Annotated in this window: 15 protein-coding genes; 9 read left to right on the forward strand and 6 right to left on the reverse strand. The window is 38.4% G+C overall.

The window, feature by feature from the left end:
• Positions 1-297: 297 nt before the first annotated feature.
• The 4 genes from AC438_RS02560 (at position 298) to AC438_RS02575 (ending at position 2,517) form a co-directional block, all read left to right on the forward strand.
• Complete coding sequence (locus AC438_RS02560) at positions 298-726, forward strand: DUF2170 family protein (RefSeq protein ID WP_053979717.1); 429 nt, start codon at positions 298-300, stop codon at positions 724-726.
• A gap of 3 nt (positions 727-729) precedes the next feature.
• Entirely contained in the window at positions 730-1,413 is a 684-nt protein-coding gene (locus tag AC438_RS02565) for a PspA/IM30 family protein (RefSeq protein ID WP_053979718.1), read from the forward strand.
• Between the two features lie 140 nt (positions 1,414-1,553).
• A complete protein-coding gene (locus tag AC438_RS02570; RefSeq protein WP_156316973.1) occupies positions 1,554-2,192 on the forward strand; it encodes a hypothetical protein in 639 nt (212 codons plus the stop codon).
• Positions 2,185-2,517: a hypothetical protein gene (locus AC438_RS02575; protein ID WP_053979720.1), complete on the forward strand. Its 333-nt coding sequence runs from the start codon at positions 2,185-2,187 to the stop codon at positions 2,515-2,517. Before AC438_RS02570 ends, AC438_RS02575 begins: the two co-directional genes overlap by 8 nt.
• Positions 2,518-2,578: 61 nt before the next feature.
• Here the strand turns inward: AC438_RS02575 and AC438_RS02580 are convergent, their stop codons facing one another.
• The gene (locus tag AC438_RS02580) at positions 2,579-3,376 is read right to left on the reverse strand and encodes a TSUP family transporter (RefSeq protein ID WP_053979721.1); all 798 of its coding nucleotides are present in this window, start codon (positions 3,374-3,376) and stop codon (positions 2,579-2,581) included.
• A 378-nt stretch (positions 3,377-3,754) separates the two neighbouring features.
• Here AC438_RS02580 and rnr point away from each other — a divergent pair, with 378 nt between their 5' ends.
• The 5 genes from rnr (at position 3,755) to AC438_RS02605 (ending at position 9,711) form a co-directional block, all read left to right on the forward strand.
• Positions 3,755-6,334, forward strand: a complete 2,580-nt coding sequence (rnr, locus tag AC438_RS02585; RefSeq protein ID WP_420798144.1) for a ribonuclease R — start codon at positions 3,755-3,757, stop codon at positions 6,332-6,334.
• Positions 6,335-6,562: 228 nt separating this feature from the next.
• Positions 6,563-7,300, forward strand: a complete 738-nt coding sequence (gene rlmB, locus AC438_RS02590) for a 23S rRNA (guanosine(2251)-2'-O)-methyltransferase RlmB (RefSeq protein ID WP_053979723.1) — start codon at positions 6,563-6,565, stop codon at positions 7,298-7,300.
• A gap of 125 nt (positions 7,301-7,425) precedes the next feature.
• Positions 7,426-8,709, forward strand: coding sequence for a GNAT family N-acetyltransferase (locus AC438_RS02595; RefSeq protein WP_053979724.1), 1,284 nt, complete (start codon positions 7,426-7,428; stop codon positions 8,707-8,709).
• A gap of 37 nt (positions 8,710-8,746) precedes the next feature.
• Complete coding sequence (locus AC438_RS02600; protein WP_053979725.1) at positions 8,747-9,382, forward strand: YceI family protein; 636 nt, start codon at positions 8,747-8,749, stop codon at positions 9,380-9,382.
• Complete coding sequence (locus tag AC438_RS02605) at positions 9,379-9,711, forward strand: DUF4870 domain-containing protein (RefSeq protein WP_053979726.1); 333 nt, start codon at positions 9,379-9,381, stop codon at positions 9,709-9,711. The genes AC438_RS02600 and AC438_RS02605 overlap by 4 nt, the downstream gene beginning before the upstream one ends.
• Positions 9,712-9,773: 62 nt before the next feature.
• On the opposite strand, the gene AC438_RS02610 is transcribed toward AC438_RS02605, so the two are convergent.
• From AC438_RS02610 to AC438_RS02630, 5 genes are all read right to left on the reverse strand, one after another.
• Entirely contained in the window at positions 9,774-10,226 is a 453-nt protein-coding gene (locus AC438_RS02610) for a response regulator (protein WP_053979727.1), read from the reverse strand.
• 184 nt (positions 10,227-10,410) lie between these two features.
• Positions 10,411-13,389 (reverse strand): hybrid sensor histidine kinase/response regulator, encoded by a 2,979-nt coding sequence (locus AC438_RS02615; RefSeq protein ID WP_162230681.1) that lies wholly within the window; start codon positions 13,387-13,389, stop codon positions 10,411-10,413.
• A 46-nt stretch (positions 13,390-13,435) separates the two neighbouring features.
• Positions 13,436-17,047 carry a response regulator gene (locus AC438_RS02620; protein WP_053979729.1) on the reverse strand — a complete coding sequence of 1,204 codons (3,612 nt, stop codon included), beginning with the start codon at positions 17,045-17,047 and terminating at the stop codon, positions 13,436-13,438.
• A 4-nt stretch (positions 17,048-17,051) separates the two neighbouring features.
• Positions 17,052-17,999, reverse strand: a complete 948-nt coding sequence (locus tag AC438_RS02625; RefSeq protein ID WP_053979730.1) for a response regulator — start codon at positions 17,997-17,999, stop codon at positions 17,052-17,054.
• A gap of 24 nt (positions 18,000-18,023) precedes the next feature.
• Complete coding sequence (locus tag AC438_RS02630) at positions 18,024-19,382, reverse strand: HlyD family type I secretion periplasmic adaptor subunit (protein ID WP_053979731.1); 1,359 nt, start codon at positions 19,380-19,382, stop codon at positions 18,024-18,026.
• Positions 19,383-19,446: the final 64 nt, after the last annotated feature.

Consider the following 19,446-nt stretch of genomic DNA (forward strand, 5'->3'; position numbering starts at 1 on the left):
GCGATATCGCTTAACGTTAACCTTATTACCCTCCAACCTCCTCCCTCACGCGCTCTGGTGCTGACTCGGCCGTTTTACCCCTAATCTGCTCGCCGGGCGTAGTGTTATGCGCCGAATATTGTATTGCGCGCCAAAGCTTGCCTTACGCCCCAGGTTTACCCCTCTGTCCCCCCTTTTAAAGCGCATACCCGCCCGCATAAAGTTTTTATAAAATACGCTTGCCATTCGACATAATATGGCATACAGTGAATTTACTCGACATAATATGTCGCACACCACTCCATACGAGGATATGTAATGTACTTAGAAGACTTGGCCTTTAAGCTAAATACTATTGAGTCTCCAGCAGGCACGCGCTTTACCGTTGAGTACTCGGCGGATACCGAAATTTTACAAGTGAGTTGCGACATAAACCCTGAGGCCATGATTTTTATCGTGAAGTCGGATGAGCAAATTTTATCGGTGACGCCTTTATTTAAACTCAACGAAGTGCAAGCCCAAAACAAAGCCGAGCTCTACGAAACGCTATTGCGCATTTCACCGGTTATCCCCTTGTCGAGCATCGGTTTACAAGACGATAGCTGCGTGTTGTTTGGCGCCATGCCGGTCGATAGCACATTTGATAATATTGTTCACGAGCTCGAATGCCAAGCCGACAATTACAACGATGTATTAGTGGCTTTAACCGACTACTTTGAAACAACTCAAGAAACCGTGGAGGTTTAAGCAATGGGATTTTTAAGAGATATCGTCACTGCCGTTCGCGGTGGCCTCAGTGAAGCCGGCGAAGCCGTTGTTGATAGCCAAGCACTACGCATTCTAGAGCAAGAAATTCGCGATGCCGATGCCGCTATTAACACAGCTAAAATAAGCTTATCGCAATTAAAAGCTAAAGAGATTGGTCTCGCTAAGCAAATTCACGAAATCGACGTCGATATAGAAGATTACACCGCAAAAGCGCGCGCTGCATTAGCCGCTGACAAACGCGATTTGGCACGTACTATTGCCGAGAAAATTGCCGAACTGACCGGCTCTAAAACTGACCTTAAAGAGCAACATGACGCACTCGAAGCACAGGTTAATAAAATTTACCAAGTCATTAAAGTGCGCGAAAAACAAAAAGACAAAAATCGCATAGAGCTGCAAAAAGCCAAAACTTACGAAGATTTACAAAAAACCCAAGTGGCCGTTGCCGCCGCCATGCCCACTAATGACTCTAGCGCTAAACGCGTACAGCGTGCATTAGACCGTGTTAAACAAAAGCAAGCCGATACCGAAAATCAAATGTCGGCCGACCAATGGCTTAACGACTTAGAACAAGGTAATGATTTGGACGCTCAAATTGCTGCCGCAGGCCTAGACAGCAGTAAAACCAGTGCCGATGACATTTTAGCGCAGCTAGAAGCGAAATAATCATCCATACTTGTGCACAAGCTGTTCGAACCCACCTAAAAACTTTGTGCAACACCATAAATCAGCACAATGCTATGCGATAAAAGCCGCCTAGCGTTGTGCGCTTTATGCTCTATCCACTTTCACTTTTTGGCATCATTATGTTTGGTCTTTTTAAAGGTAAAAAAACACCTCCGCGTGAGCTCACTCACCCTAAGCAATTATTACCGGGCGATTTACTTTCTTTTAAGCCACGCAGTATTTTACCGCCAGAGCTTCAAGGCCAAACCGTCACCATTAAAAACGTACAAAGCTATCAATACTCTGAAGGCTTAGCCCCTGAGTTTGAGGCACGCCTACCCAGCGGCGACACTTTTCATTTTATGCTAGAAGAAGAAGGCGATGAATATTTAGTTTTATCAAAAGAAATTAGCCGTGAACAAGTTGAGCAACTGTTTGATATGGACCAATTTGCTGAGCTGTTTGGTGATAACTTCGCACAGCTAAATACTCATACAGGCAATATAGATGAAGCCTTATGCGCTTGGGTTGCGCCGCACTATACACAAGCGATTAAAAACGCTACCGCTTACTTTTACAAAGCCGATAAAAGAGCAAGCGGTGTCAGCGATTATGTAGAAACCGACGATAACAGCGAAGAGCTACGCTACCACGAATGCGAAGGCGCACCCGATGACTTTAGCCTGAATATTGAGATTTGGGAAGATGGCACCACCAATGTTTTTTTACAAAAATCGGTACCGCTAAATGTGATTGAGGAGATTTGGCCCAATGGTTGATCAAGGCACCAGCACACACACCAACCCCAAATGGGAAAAACAAAAAGCAGCCCTTAAAAAAGTGCAGATTTCTTTTGAATTAGCGCAAAATGTAGATCAGCAAATACGCATAGAAGCCGCCAAAAGCGGCGAAAGCCCCAGTAATATTATTCGGCGTGTATTGGGCTTATCTGTATCACCGCCAGTACGCCCGCGTTTAGGGGTATCGCTCAGCCAAGAAGAAATAGAAAAGCTCGCTGCCCACTACAATGCCGACCCAAAAGACAGAAAAGCCTGGATGCGCAACGCAGCACAAACAATTCACGAATATTATCAAAATGAATAATACTTAAAGCCTCCGTTATGCACATAGCTAATACACAACAGAATCTGCATACTCTAAATAATTATTGCAAAACCGCTGCAAACCACTCCAGCATAACGGCCCAATTTTCCACAACATATTGCCCTAGCATAGCCAAGCAAATGATCACTATAATAGGCCGTATCACACGATGCCCGCCTTTGATGGCGGTATGTGCGCCTAAATAACCCCCAAATATTTGCCCCACGGCCATAGCGCCACCCACAATCCAAACGACTTTGCCACTAAAGATAAAGACAATGAGTGAGGCAATATTGCTGGTAAAGTTAAGTACCTTGGCGCCGCCTGTAGCCATTAGCAAGTTTTTGCCTTGTAAGGTTACTTGGCACAAGGTATAAAACATGCCTGCTCCAGGGCCTAGGTAACCATCATAAAACCCCAGCCCAGGAACACAAAAAAAATGCCAAGTTGATGACGATACCCGCGGTTTTTGCTCGGCGCTGCTTTGTGCTGGTGCCAATAAAAAATACACGCAAATTATCGCAATCACACAAGGAATAATCACCGTTAAAAACTGTGGCGGTGAAATAAGTACAGCTACCGTACCCACTACCGACCCCACAAAACACATAACAATACTCACTTTCATATCACTTAAGTTTGCTTTGCCTTTGCGTACCATCGTGGTGGCCGCAGCAAAACCGCCAAACGAAGCCTGAAACTTATTTGTAGCCAAAGCCAACACCGGCGGCATTTGTGCCAGCAGTAAAGCGGGAATAGTGATTAAACCACCGCCGCCGGCAATGGCATCGATAAACCCTGCCATAAAAGCAATGCCCGCGAGCATGATGATCGTTTCAATTGAAAACACTAATTCCATGGATTGTCTCTTATCGTGAAATATATTAATCGACAGCACTGAAGGTACATAGAAACCTATACACCGTACAAAAATGCCGTAGTTTTTTGCACTAGGCAAGCGAATACCCAAAACCCGCACAGGGTCGCACATCTGCACTTTAATAGCAGTAAAGTTAAATAGCAGTAACGTTAACCTTGCTAGAAGCGGTAAAGATAAAACGCAATAGCTGGCTACTCAATTTTACCGGTGCATCAACGCAATGCCATTACCGTTACATTTTGATCACAACCGAGTAAAGTAACACCGCCATTAAACTTTAACGCTATTAGAGGTATACTCTTTAGCTAATTAATCAAGACGTCTCAAAGGACACCTCTTTTGTCGCAAAAACCCCCTATGAAAGACCCAGCCGCCGAGCGCGAAGCTCGCACTTATGACAACCCCATTGCCAGCCGCGAGCTTATTCTTGCCGTACTGGAAAAAGCCAAAGGGCCTCTGTCTAAGCATGCACTCACCGAACAACTCCACATTGAAGGCGAAGATCAAGCCGAAGGCTTGCGCCGACGCCTAATCGCAATGGAGCGTGACGGACAAATTATGCGCAACCGTCGCGGTGCATATGGTCCTATCAGCAAAATGGACTTAGTCAGAGGGCGCGTCAGTGGCCACCGCGATGGCTATGGCTTTGTAATAGTGCCCGGTGATACCGATGATGTTTACCTCGCTAACCGCCAAATGCGCAAAGTCTTTGATGGTGACGAAGTCTTAGTCCGCGTGACAGGTACCGACGTCAAGGGTCGCCGCGAAGGTAGCATTGCCGAGGTAGTGAGCCACAATACCACACATGTTGTTGGGCGCTATGTCACAGGCCCTGGTAGCCCGCGTATTCGCCCCGATAACCCTCGCATAGCGGCCGATATTTACATCAGCAAAGACAATACCTTAGTGGCCAAAGAAGGCCAGTTTGTGAGTGTAGAAATTACCCGCCAGCCCGATAAGTTTGGCGCCGCTGAAGGCATTATCAAAGAAGTGCTCGGTGACCATATGGCGCCCGGTATGGAAATCGATGTAGCCATTCGCGCGCACGATATTCCCCATGTGTGGCCCGCAGCGGTTGAGCAGCTTGCCAGTCAACTCAGTACCGACGTTGACGAAGCCGATAAGGTTGGCCGTATTGATCTGCGCCAATTGCCCTTAGTGACCATTGATGGCGAAGACGCCCGCGATTTTGATGACGCCGTATACTGCGAGAAAAAACGCAGTGGCGGCTGGCGTCTATATGTTGCTATTGCCGATGTTTCGCACTACGTGACCCCTAACGATGCACTCGATCAAGAAGCGCAAGTCCGAGGTAACTCGGTGTACTTCCCTGATCATGTCATCCCGATGCTACCGCGTGGCCTTTCAAATGGCTTATGCTCGCTAAACCCTGAAGTCGATCGCTTGTGTATGGTGTGTGAAATGACCATTAGCGCCAACGGCCGTATCAGCGGTTATCAATTTTATGAAGCCGTCATGCATAGCCACGCACGCCTAACCTATACCAAGGTAGGCCAAATGCTCGCCGAAAAGACACTCAGCGACTCACCATTACGCACGCAATACGCGCATGTCGTCAAGCATGTTGATGAGCTACACAACCTTTACCATGCGTTACGCAGTATTCGTACTGAGCGTGGCGCCATTGACTTTGAAACCGTCGAAACCCGTATTGTGTTTGACGAAAACCGTAAAATTGAGCGCATTGTACCGGTACACCGCAATGACGCTCACAAACTGATCGAAGAATGCATGTTAGCGGCTAACGTGTGTGCCGCTCGGTTTTTAGATAGCCATAAAATCCCCACACTGTACCGCGTACACGAAGGCCCTAAAGAGCAAAAACTCAATAACTTAATGGAGTTTTTGGGCGCTCAAGGCATTCAAATAGCGGCCGGCAAAGGTGGTAAAATTGGCCCGCAACAGTACCAGCAAGTGATGGAGCTCATCAAAGAGCGCCCCGATGCGCAGATTATTCAGACGGTAATGTTGCGCAGTATGAACCAAGCGGTGTATCAGCCCGAAAACAAAGGCCACTTTGGTTTAGCCTACCCTGCATATGCACACTTTACCTCGCCTATTCGTCGCTATCCCGATTTACTCGTTCACCGCGCTATTCGCAGTGTGATACGCAGCGGTGCAGAGTCAAAACGCGTTAAGCGCCATGATCAAACCCGCCAGCAAAACGCGAGCGAATCTTATCCGTATGATGTTAATGCGATGCTTGCGTTTGGCCAGCAAAGCTCGCTCACTGAGCGCCGCGCCGACGAAGCTACCCGCGACGTCATGAACTGGCTCAAGTGCGAATTTTTACACGACCGTATTGGCGATGTGTTTGAGGGGGTTATTTCTGCGGTGACAGGCTTTGGGCTGTTTGTAGAGCTTAAAGACCTATACGTCGAAGGCTTAGTGCACATTACCAATTTGCCACAAGATTACTACCACTTTGAACCGGCGCATCATCGCTTAGTCGGTGAAAATAGCCGTAAAATGTATCGACTTGGTGACACCATCACAGTGCGTGTTGCCAACGTAAACCTCGATGAACGCAAAGTCGACTTTGAACTAGAAGCCAAGCAGCCACGAAAACGCAAAGCCAAAAGTACCAGCAAAACGAGCGTAGCCAGCCATAACCATTCAAATACTCCGCCAGCAAGTCGTCATAAAAAAACTTTTTCGTTTAAAGCGGGTGACACGCAGGTACCAATCAACCCCGACGATGTACTACTCGACCCCGAGAAGCCAAAGCGCCTGCAAAAAACCAAAAGCACCAAGCAATTTGCCAAAGACAAGCTGGCCGTTAAGCAAAGTAAAAGCAAAAAGGTAACGCCCAAACCCAAGCATGCTAAAAAACTTAAAAATTCAGATAAATCGTCTGTCGGTAAAAAAAAGGGCGCTAAAAAAGTCATTAAAAAGAAAGTCGGCAAGAAGCGCTAAGCCGCCTTTATCCATTTTTACTGAGACTAAAAACAGCGACTCCCTTTACCCTTTTTGGGTAAGCGCTCGCAATGCGATAGGCCTATGAATAATGAACACCATGGGCCTACTCTCACTGTTTTATTGTGACAATTTTAGGTTTGCTGCCAGTCATTTTTAGCGCGTATTTTTACAATCACCCAGCAATTGTTTTGAAGTCATTCACTATTATTTTTGAAGTCATCCACTATGAAGAAGCAAGTACTCTTTGGTTTACACGCGGTACAATCGGTCTTGGACAACACGCCCGAGCGCATATTAGAGCTTATTATTTTACAAGGCCGCCAAGACCAGCGCATGCAAAGCATCTTAGCCATTGCCGACATGCACGATATTAGCGTGAGTGAAAAACCCCGTAAAACACTCGACACCATGGCTGATGGTAACCATCAAGGCATTATTGCATTAGCCAAGCCCGCCAAAGCGCTACAAGAAGATGACCTTTACACCATGGTCGAAGACGATAAAAACGTCCCTTTTTTACTGGTTTTAGATGGCGTGACCGACCCGCATAATCTAGGGGCTTGCCTGCGCTCGGCCGACGCTGCCGGCGTGCAAGCGGTGGTCGTCCCCAAAGATAACTCTGTAGGCTTAACCGAGGTTGTACGTAAAGTGGCCTGCGGCGCCGCCGAGAGTGTGCCGCTAATTACTGTAACCAACTTAGCGCGCACCCTGCAAAAGCTGCAAGAGCTTGGGGTATGGATTGTAGGCACCGCTGGTGAAGTGGATATGAATATTTACCAAGCCCCACTCACCGGACCGCTCGCTATTGTGATGGGCGCAGAAGGTACCGGCATGCGCCGCCTAACCCGTGAGCACTGTGATCATTTAGCGTATATCCCTATGGCTGGCTCAGTGAGTAGCCTCAATGTCTCTGTTGCTACCGGTATTTGCTTATTTGAAGCTATTAGACAACGTAGCAGCTAAACTATTTTTAGCCTATCACGTATCCAGAGCGCTGTTATCATCAGTAGCTGTGTATAGTTACAAAATAATAAGATAGTCAGTAACGGCCTCTTATGCGTATTATATGCATGAATAAGGAGGCCATTATGTCGTATGAATTTATTACCCGTATTGCTCAGGTATCTGCTCAAGAGTGGGCGGATTTATGGCAATCTGATTACCCTTTTATTCAACATGGCTTTTTAAGCGCCCTTGAAGACAGCCATGCCACCTGCACCGCATCGGGCTGGCAGCCCTATCATTTATTAATACGCAATACCCAGCAACAGCTCACCGCCGCTATGGTATTATTTATTAAAAGCCACTCTTACGGTGAATATGTCTTTGATTGGAGTTGGGCCGATGCCTATCAGCAGCATGGGATAGACTATTACCCTAAGCTCGTCAACGCAATTCCTTTTACACCCGCCACTGGCCCTCGCTTTGCAGCAATCGATACACGCGCACAGGCCGAGTTATTAACAGTACTCCAAGCGCATCTTAAAGAATCTACATTTTCTGGCTTTCATAGCTTGTTCCCAAACAGCCAGCACAACACAGCGCTCATCAACGCCAGTTATACATCATCATCGCAGCGCGCGTTGCTACAAACGAGTAGCCAGAAAGAGACCCTTGAACAGGGCTTGCAAGATCTTGTACGACAGCGTCTAGGCTGTCAGTTTCACTGGTTTAATAATGACTACAACCACTTTGATGACTTTTTAGCCAGTTTTTCTTCACGTAAGCGTAAAAATATCAAGAAAGAGCGCGCTAAAGTACTTGAGCATAATGTGCGTATCACCACAACTCAAGGCAGCGCATTGCAACCCAAAGACTGGGCCGAATTTTATGAGCTCTATAAACGCACCTACCTTAAACGCAGCGGTCATACCGGTTATTTAAGTGCTGAATGTTTTGCCTTAATGGGCCAAGCACTGCCCGAGCAAACATTGCTTATACGCGCCTACGCACAAGACACCGACGAAAACTCGCAGCCCCAAAGCCCCACTCAACACCCCATTGCAGCAGCGCTATACTTTTATGATAGCCATACGCTTTATGGGCGCTACTGGGGGGCCATCGCTGAACTCGACGGCTTGCATTTTGAATGCTGTTATTATCGCGGTATTGAATTTGCTATTGAGCAAGGTTTACAACGCTTTGACCCTGGCGCACAGGGCGAACATAAAATTGCACGAGGCTTTACACCAGTACTCACACAATCCTATCACTATCTTCGCCACCGCGAATTTAGCCATGCAATGACCCACTTTTTAAAAGAAGAGGCACAGCATATTGAAAACTACTGCCAAGACGCACGCAAAAACCTGCCCTTTAAAGAAGATTCTGTATTACAAAAACCCGATTGCCTCATTAATTTGCATGCCTAAAATATTAACCATCACAAAAGCTCATCGAGGACATTTTATGATATTTAAAACCTTTAAGCCTGCAAGCGCAGCCTCAGCACTCGTACTCGCTAGTACACTGGCTTTACCTGCCCTAGCTCACGGTAAGGCAGATTGGTCAGTCAATCCCGATAATTCCAGTGTTAATTTTGTTAGCATTAAAAATAGTAGCGTTGGTGAAGTACATCATTTTAAAACGCTTCAAGGTAGCCTAAAAGACGGGCAGCTATTGGTGGATATTGACTTAGCCAGTGTTGAAACTGGTATTGAAATTCGCAATACACGGATGAAAGATTACTTGTTTGAAACCGGTCAATTTGCCACTGCAACGATTACCGCCAACGTCCGCCACATTGATTATAACCATCTTAAGGTAGGCCAAAGCTTGAGATCTAATGTTTCTTTTGCCATAACGTTACATGGCAAAAAAGTCATACTCAATACTGACGTTGCCATTACACAACAAGCCGACAATACGCTAAACGTCATTACTGAGAAGCCCATTATGCTTCATGCTAAAGATTTTGGCCTAGAAGGCGGTATTGCAAAATTAATAGAGCTCGCTGGCCTTAAAGCAATTGCTAGCAGCGTACCTGTAACGGCCATCTTAAATCTTAAAAAAATACCCTCTAACAACAATAAGAAGGCACTATGAGTCATTCATCGACCGGCTTACCCGAAAATATTGCGAATGTCGCTTGCTATGTATTTGGGTGGCTAAGTGGTTTAGTTATGTTATTTTCTGAGAAGAGTAGTGGCGCTGTAAAATTTCATGCCGCTCAATCGGTTGTTTTTTTTGGTACGTGTAGCCTACTTGGTATGCTCTTGCAAATATTGCCCATCATTGGGCCCCTAGCCCTAAGGCTCGTAGCCTTCTTAATGATTGCGGTATGGGTTATACAGATTGTCACTGCTTTTATAGGTAAACCACTCAGACTACCTGTTGTTAGTGGTATTGCGGTGTTACTGATTGGCTATATGTAAAAATATAGAGCATAAGAATTTCTATGGTTCGTCATAGAAATTCTTATGCTCAAGATATTCACTTAGGTATGTCGCTTGCGCAAAAAAAGCTTTGATTCTTCCTTGCCGGTAGCAAGCAAAGATGTTTCTTTTTCTGGGATATATTCGTCTAAAATAGTGGCAAGTAATGCCTGTGTCATTGGCTTTTGTACATAGCCATCGACATCAGATTCTACGCATTGCTCTTTAATTTCCTCTGTATAAGGCTCGGAAGATACTAAGATGATAGGTGCGCACGTTGGAGATGAACTTGATTTTTTTAAATTATTAGCAATATAAAAACCACTAATTCCCGGCATATTAATATCTAAAAAAATTAGATCATAGGGGGTATCAAGTTTATCCACAATATCGAGTCCGCGCGCTTTAAAGACCTCGCAACCAAAGTCCTCTAGCATGTTTTCAATTAAGGCAGCCTCTACACGATTATCTTCCGCGATCAGTATTTTTGCCATATAATGTTTGTGAACCGTCATAAAAGCACCTTGTATACTATTCTCACAATAATTATTTCAATTAAATAAAATTTAGCTATTAAAAACATCAATGAATAACATTATTGACTAATGACACTATCAAACAATAAAATAAATTGGCAATGAAAGGTATCTAAATCACTTATATTTAGTTTAGCTAGGCTATAAAATAAATACCAAGCAACTACACCACTTCCGATAAAAGGTTATTAAAATCGATACGAGATAAATCAAATTGCTCTTGCAGTTTATCAAGTAACGCTGAAATATCTGCTAAATGAATATCTTCGGTGCGAGCGAGCATTTCTATCTCTTTTGCCAAATCAGATACTTCCAATGCGCCCATTTGTCGTGCTGATGATTTAATCGTATGAGAAGGTACCACCAACAAATTAGTATCTTTCTGGCTTAACCCTACCCTAATTTGATCAATGTAGTCTTGCGTATCTTCTAAAAAATATTCAATCATTGTAGGAAAACGGCGCTTCATCATTTTACGCGCCTTAGCAACAACGTCTTTATCTAAAAACTGTAATGCATTTAGATTATCTAAAGACTTTTTCTCGTCAATTTCTACTGCGACCTGATGACTATCATTGATATAATTTCTATCAATAGAAGCTTGGGAGGATTTTTTTGAGTCTATTTGGTGTTGTGTATTGACACCATCGATACTAGGTTCATTAGCGCCATTATTGCTCTTAATATTATCTGTGAGAAACTTATGGCCTTTTTTATGAGAGTGAGTATCTAACGGTTTATTTAGCTCTGATTTCAGACTTTTAGACTTTATAAGATTATGCTCTAATGTGCCTATATTAGAGGTTTCTTGATTGTATAATTCGCGATGATTTAACCATTTTCCCAGCATGATTTTTAAATCTTTTTTTCGTACAGGCTTAGATAGGTAAGCACTCATACCCGCCTCTAAACAACGCTCTTTATCTCCTACCATTGCGTTTGCCGTTAGCGCTACAATAGGCAGTGTTTTTCCTACTGTTTGTGATAATTTTCTAATCTCTTGTGTCGCTTTAAATCCGTCCATAATAGGCATCATACAATCCATCAGTACTAAATCAAATGGCATGCCGCTCTTAATATAATCTACGGCTATTTTACCGTTTTCAGCATGAGTAACTAATGCACCAAGATCTTTTAGCATATCCTCAGCTAAAGTCGCATTAATACGGTTATCTTCAACAAGCAAGATAGATGAACCCTCTAAATAATTAATATTATTTTTATTATTTACGTATGATTTATGGTTAGCATTATTAATGTTAAAACTATCTTCAGAAGATTTATTAAATATTGATAATGCAAAATCTTTAAATTGTGAAGAATTTTTAGGAAAATGAAAAAACTCTAAAAAACCATGAGTCATTAATTCCTGAGTCAGCACTAAATCTTTTTTTCGAGAAATACATACTAAAGGTATATCTAAAAAACTGTCACTAGATTTCACATACTGGCTAATTTTTATTGGCGAGCCATTTTTCACGAAATAATCTACTGCAATTAAAACAATATTATTATATTTTATTGAGCGACCCATAAATTCAATTGAATTTACACAGATAATTTGCATACCACTCATACCAAGCTCTGCTAGTACCACAGATTTTAATTCATCATCATCACAAATAAATAAAATTGATCCTGGTAAGTCGATAGATTTTAAAATTTTACTATGCTGAGTATCATCTGCAAAAGTTAACGGCAATATAAATGAAAATGTAGAACCTTCACCTAATACACTACCAACTCGTAAAGTGCCTCCCATTAAAGCCACCATTTTTTTGCATATAGAAAGACCTAAACCTGTACCGCTAAATATTCTTGTTGTACCACCATTACCTTGTACAAATTGCTCAAAAATTAACGATAAGTTTTTTTCTGATATACCTATACCTGTATCTTCAATAGAGAACTTCAAAGAAAAATCAGAGCCATCGATTGCATCACATGAATCCACCGTAACAACGATATAGCCTGCTTCAGTGAACTTTATAGCATTACTGATAAGATGATAAAATACCTGTCTAATTAGCGAGGAGTCGCCACCGACCTCATGAGGTACGCCATCTTCATAGCGCAAAATAAGATCCACACTCTTAAGTTGAGCTCGCTCCTCCATCATTTGAACTAAATCACCAATTAATTCATAAAGATTAAAACGTGAAATTTCAACAATTGTATCGCCAGACTCGAGTGAAGAATAACCTAGAATATCGTTAATAACATCAAGTAAAGATTCGGCAGAAGAGAGTACTGTTTTGACATAACTAGATTGTTTTTCATTTAATACCGTTGTACTTAAATTCTCACTAGCGCTAATAATGCCATGCATAGGTGTACGTATTTCATGACTAACACTGGTTAAAAATTCTGTTTTGATACGATTTGCTAAAGCAGCCTCTTCATAAGCTATTTTAAGACTATTCTGAACCGGATTAATAACAAATAAAACCAAACTCACAACAAAAAAAAGAAGAATAAAAAAAACATACACCCAGTGATTATCTGTTTTATCTTGCACTGAATCAACTAAATACTGATAATAAAGTGTCACTGAATTATCGAGAGAAATAGACAATTCTCGTACTATTGATTCAATATAACCTGCATTATAAGAAATTCTTTTATTTTCATCTTGTGACAATTGCGATAACTTATTAGCCGAATCAATATATTTTCTTATTTTATAATGAACAGAATCTTGAGAAAATTTATAGCCTTTAACTTTAAAGCTTTTGATATCGTCGGAAAATTCAAATCCGAAATATAATTTATTAAAAGATTTTGGTAAAAAATCTATATTATCTATTAAATTTTTATTTAATAGATCTAAATGACTCACCAAATCCCTAATTTCACTTCGCGTGTGCGATATTTCAAAAATTTTATTTTTATGATTATTTAATGATTCGTCATTTGAATCTTTAATTTCTTTTTTATTATTTACGGTAAAAAATTTAGACAATACAGCTACATGTTCAATAATAGATTTTTGCTGACTTATCTTATAAATAAAATCAGCACTCCTTTTACTTTCAATATCATCAAAAGCTGAAGACAAAAAAACACATGCGATAGAAACTGCAGTCAAAACTAATAATATTATCACATTTGACCAAATATTTTTACTATCAGTAGTTTTCAAAAATAACATCTATTGTTACCAAAAATTATATTTGGATATCTAAGTTTCATTTTGAAGAATTAACCGATAAAAAATCATTTAAAAAATTTGATACTTCATTGTGATAATTTATAAGCTCTTCCTGCTCTTTGATAATTTCTTTTATTGATCCTTTAGCTTTAGATAAAATTTCAATTTTTTTTGATATTATAGCAAGACCTGTAAATCCTAATGTATTAGATGATGACTTCAATGGATGCGCACTTTCTCTTATCATCTCATAATTAATATCTTCTATACCTTTGTTTATCTTATCAATATACTCTAGACAATCTTCGAGATAATCGGTTATGACATCATTAAATTTATTTTTAAATATTGACCTAATTTCATTAAAAATCATAAAATCAACGACACCTTTATTTGACTCGATGCAACTACCATTTTCTCTAATATTGTTATTTAAACTTTCTTCTTTCTTATTAATAAATTTATTATGATCTCCATCATCAAAATGATTTGGTAAATCCAAAATAACTTCTTCTGTAAAATTATTTTTTTTGCTAACTGAAGATTCTACAATATTATTATCAATAAGATAGTGTCTTGTTTTTTCAATACTTAAAAGGGCATCATGCAATATAGATTTTGATATATACGTAGGATTAATCATTTCATTATGCAAGCCCAATAATTTCCTGTGTAACCTAGTGACAAAAAATAATATTTTATTAAAATGAAAAATTTCGCATAAAGAAATAATAAACTTAATTCTATCTTCTATATCCTCTAGACAATCAAAATCATCTTCACCAATTAAACATATGATATTTTTTTCAATATCATCTAAATAATCATGGGGGTTAACGCCACTAATTTTAATTATATTTTTATCAAAAGTTGAAATATTGAAATCATTCGTATCATATTTTTTTATTTTAATTTTTTCAGTACTAATATATTTTTTTAATAGCGAATATAAATTTTCACGCTTTATAGGCTTGGTAGCATAATCTGTCATACCCGCTTTATAGCATTCTTCTCTATCCTCTCTTGAGGCATTGGCTGTTAATGCTATTACGGGAATATTTTTAATATTATGTGATTTTTCATACTGGCGAATACTAGATGAGCTATCAAAACCGTTCATGATTGGCATTTGGCAATCCATGAAAATAATATCAAATTTATCTGTTTTATATTTTTCTAAAGCAGATTTACCATCATTACATACCGATACCTCACACCCAATTTTCTGCAATATTTCTTTGGCAATTTTAATATTAACTCTATTATCTTCTACTAAGAGAACGTTAACGCTATCAAATAAGATTGAATCATTATAATTCGTGATTAATAAATGATCAGGCGTTAAAGCCGCTATTTTTTGTAATAACACCGATTCAACTGATAAACGAGTGATTATTGAATCAACTTTTACTTTAAGATTTTTTAATTTAATATCGATAGCATCATCACATATAGCAATAACACCTATTAGATGATTAAGATAATTACAGCTATATGCACCTCTGACAGATTCTATAAAAATATTGATACTATTAGCTTCGATCAATGATGATTCAATATGTAATAAAACAACATTAACATTATTTTTTTTGCATAATGTTATAGCTTCTTCAAAATTAAACGCTCTTAAAATTTTACAGCCAGAGTCTGGTAATAATTTTTTTACCTTATCGTAACAGTCATTATCATCGCCTAAAAATAATATACTAACATCTAGAAATTTAATTTCTTCCTTAAAAATTCGACTGTATTCAAGATCATCAAGATTTAAGGGGTATTTATTTTTATTATCTTTTTTGTGTAACACTAATTCAATTATTTCAATTAACTGTCTATTTTTTACAGGCTTATGCATGTATCCGCTTACGCCTAAATTTTTATATTTTTTAATATCAATTATATTATTATTGAAATCATTAATATAAATAACATTAGGTATTTTAACATTATTTATTAATTTTATTTTTTTAAAGATATCAAATTCATTCAATAATGATTTTTTATCATTTATTATAATAACATCTAAGTTATTATTTTTTACCTCTATATTATCGATCAATACTAATAAATCATTGACCGTGCTTATACAATATGTCAACGCACCATAGAATCTTAAAACCGATTTAATATGCTCTAAAAAATAAGGGTTATCATCTAATACTGCAATAGATATTCCCTCTAAATAATCCGTTATATCTAAAGGCTGTTTTGAAATATCAATTTCAAAGTCAATAGAAAAATTAAAATTAGACCCTTTATTAATGGTGCTTTTTAATTTTATTTCACCATTTTGTAGTTCAATCAATTGCTTGCATATTGCCAATCCTAAGCCTGTTCCACCATATTTTCTCGTAATACTTTTTTCAGCCTGAGTAAATCGATCAAAAATATGAGCCTGTGCTTCATCAGGAATTCCAATTCCAGTATCAATAATTGAAAAGCGTATTTTTTCATATTTTCTACCCAATTTATCTATCTGACAATCTAATGATTCTACCTCAATTAAAACATGACCCTCTTGGGTAAATTTAATAGCATTACTCATCAAATTTACGATAATTTGCCGTAATCTATTAGGGTCACCAATCACATACTCTGGCACATAAGGTGATATCGCAACAATGACTTCCAGGTCATTTTCCATAGCTTTAATAGCCATTAAATCAGCGACTTCTTCGATAACTATATGAAGATTAAAGGGTATTGATTCTATATCTAACTTACCAGATTCTATTTTTGAAAAATCTAAAATATCATTAATAATTGCCAGTAAACTTTCAGAAGAGTGTAAAATTGTTTTTATATAATTTTTATGGCCCTGACTTTCTATAGATTTTAAAAGCAACTCTGATGTGCCAATAATACCATTTATTGGGGTACGTATTTCATGACTAACCGATGCTAAAAAATCACCTTTTAATTCATTTGCTTTATCCGCTATATTTTTTGCTTTAATAAGTTCATGCTCTTTAAATCGCATTTCTTGCAATAGTCGATTAAAATTAGATGCCAACTGTCCTATTTCATCACTGCTGAATAGTGGCACCCTGATATGAAAATCATTCGTTTTTGAAAATTCAGAAACCGATGAGCTTAACTCAATCAAAGGTATTATTATTGTTTTTTTAACTCTTAACATTATAAAAAATGAAACCAAGAAAAATAATAATACTAAGCTAATAGCCACACATAACTGTATTAGAGTTATTCTATTATCAATATTGTTGACTTCTATGTAAAAGTATCCCGATATATTTTTATCGGCGCTTAGTATGGGCTCTAAATGAATCAAATTTTTACAATTATGATTCTCTGATTTGACAGTCACTTTCTGTTTGTTAAGCAAGCAAAATGATTTTAGATTAATAGCACTGGATATATTTAATAATGTTTTATTGATGCCTTCTATGTCTATATTTTTTAATTGATGGGATAATTCATTTTCAACCATACGGACAATTGTTGCTGTTATTTTTTTATTAACAGCTTGACTAAGAGAGATAGAATTTAAATAAACAATAGGAATAGATGCGAAAAAGCATGAAAAAAATGCAACAAAAAATAACCATTTTATTTTTGCGCCAATACTTAACGGTTTAAATTTTTTAACCGATAAAATAAAATATTCTATTTTTAATTTTATCGACATTTCATCACCAGTCTATATCAGACTCGTGACTAAGAAACGTAGTGACTTCGTTACCCGATTCGTTATATGTGAGCTTATCAAAACTCATAGAATATGCTTGGGCAATTCCACGACCATGATTTTCTTGTGCTCTAGATGGATCAACTTTAATAAATTTACGCCAATCAAAGCCATTACCACAATCTTTAATTTTTAAATAATATCCGTTTTCTTCTCGTTTATAACTTGCTTCTACCGACTTTAATTTATTTTCAGGATAATTTGATCGACGCATAACTTCATCGCGCCATGTACCGTTTTTAAGTAAAAATGTTTTTTCATCATAGCCAACATTTAAATTACCATGCTCAACACCATTAATTAGTAATTCAGCAATACCTATAACCACCTTCTCTGGATTGGGATAGCAGTTTGCCAAAAAGCATGCTAAATCTTCTGCTTCTGCTACTGTACGTAGTGAAAATTTACACTGTGTAATTAAGTTAAAACTAGATTTATGTTGACTTAGCTCTTTATTCAATAATTTTTGTTGATTTATATTACGAACAGCAGCTGAAATAACTGATGCCAATACATCTTCATTAATAGGCTTTGTTAAATAATAATACACGCCTGCATCAATACCTTCTCGTATTTGCTCAGCTTTATCTGATCCTGTTTGCATAATTACTGGTATATTTTTAAGCATAGGATCGCTTTTCATTAACGAGACAACTTCCAAACCATTCATGCCTGGCATTTCACGATCAAGAACAACAATATCGATATCTGATCCGTGTTTACAGAGCGCATCCCATGCACTTTTACCATCTTCTGCAGTACTCACATTATGTCCCAAATCTTCTAACTGAGTTTGCAACATCATTCGCATTGAGCGATCATCATCTACGGCGAGTGTATTAATAATTGGATTATTGACAGATATTAATGATTCTTGATTATTATCTTCCATATTTTTACCCTTAAAAAATAGTACTTATCTTTCAGAAAAAGCCGTTTTTAACGATAAATGAATAGGCTTAAAGAGATATGATAGAATTGTTTTTTCACCTGTAATAATATCGCCCACGACTGTCATACCAGGCAAGATATTATTCATATTAGAATTATTACCTACATACATTTTTTCAAGGCCAATACGCACTTTATAATAAGGCTCTCTTTTTTCATTCAAGAAAGTAGTTGCCGAGACATAATCTAATGTTCCCGAGACAGTGCCATAACGTGAAAAGTCAAATGAGCTAACCTTAACACGAATAGCCTGACCAACTTCAATATGACCAACATCTTTAGGAGATACTTGAGCTTCTACAATAAGCTTCGCACTTAAAGGGACAACTTCTAATAATGCTTTTCCAGGCTCTACTACCCCACCAATAGTATTCAGCTGTAAACCTTTAACGATCCCATGCACAGGAGAACGTATGGTTAAACGATTAACGCGATCTTCTAAGCGAATAATTACTTCTTTAACTTGATCCGCTTGTGATTGTAAATCAGCAAGTTCACTATAAACTTGCTCACGTCGTGTCAGTGATAATGATGATAAACGCATTCTATACTCACTGAGACTGCTGACTGCTTGCGCATAGAGCTCTTCTGTTTCTTCTAGTTCTGAGGAAGTTTTATGATACTCTTGCTCATATTTTATATAAGCAATTCTTGAGGCATAACCTTTATCTAATAATTTTTTTTGTATTTCCCTCGCTTCATCAGTTAACTTTAATCCTTTGATGAGATGATTCAAGCGATGTTTTAATTTTTTAATTTCTATTTCTTTTTGTGATACTTGATTATTTAAAACGTCATACTCTTTATTAACAGAGCTTAACATTTCGTCATAAACTTTTTTCTGAAAATCTATATCCTTAGAAGTAATATCATCAATTCTAGAAAAATCTAATTCTCGTTTTTCTAAAAATGCATTATTGCGCTCTGTTTGAGTTAAGATAGATTTATATTTTTGTCGCGCTTCGGCCAATGACTGTGTTGCCGAAGAATCCTCTAATTTTATGAGTATTTGATCTTTATCAACAACATCGCCATCTCGAATGAGTATTTCTTTTACCAGTGCACCTTCGAAATGTTGAACTATTTGCGTATACCCGCGCGGTATCACTTCACCAACTGCACTCGTCACCTCACTTATTTTTGTAAGTGCTGCCCATAAGAAAAAAATAAGTATAGCCATACTAATAACAATCATTGTTATTCGTACCATATGGGGGTTAACAGCCTCTTCTAATTTAACTGATTGAGGCATGTATACGAGTTGCTCTTGCTCGCTTTGAGAAAGCTTATGTTGCTTTAAAAATTCATTAACGGTCAGTTTCATAAGTATGTATTACTCCAGACATTAGCTGTATCAATGTTGATATTTGACTGAACAATGAAATAGC

This window comes from Marinagarivorans algicola, from assembly GCF_001292705.1.
GTDB lineage: Bacteria > Pseudomonadota > Gammaproteobacteria > Pseudomonadales > Cellvibrionaceae > Marinagarivorans > Marinagarivorans algicola.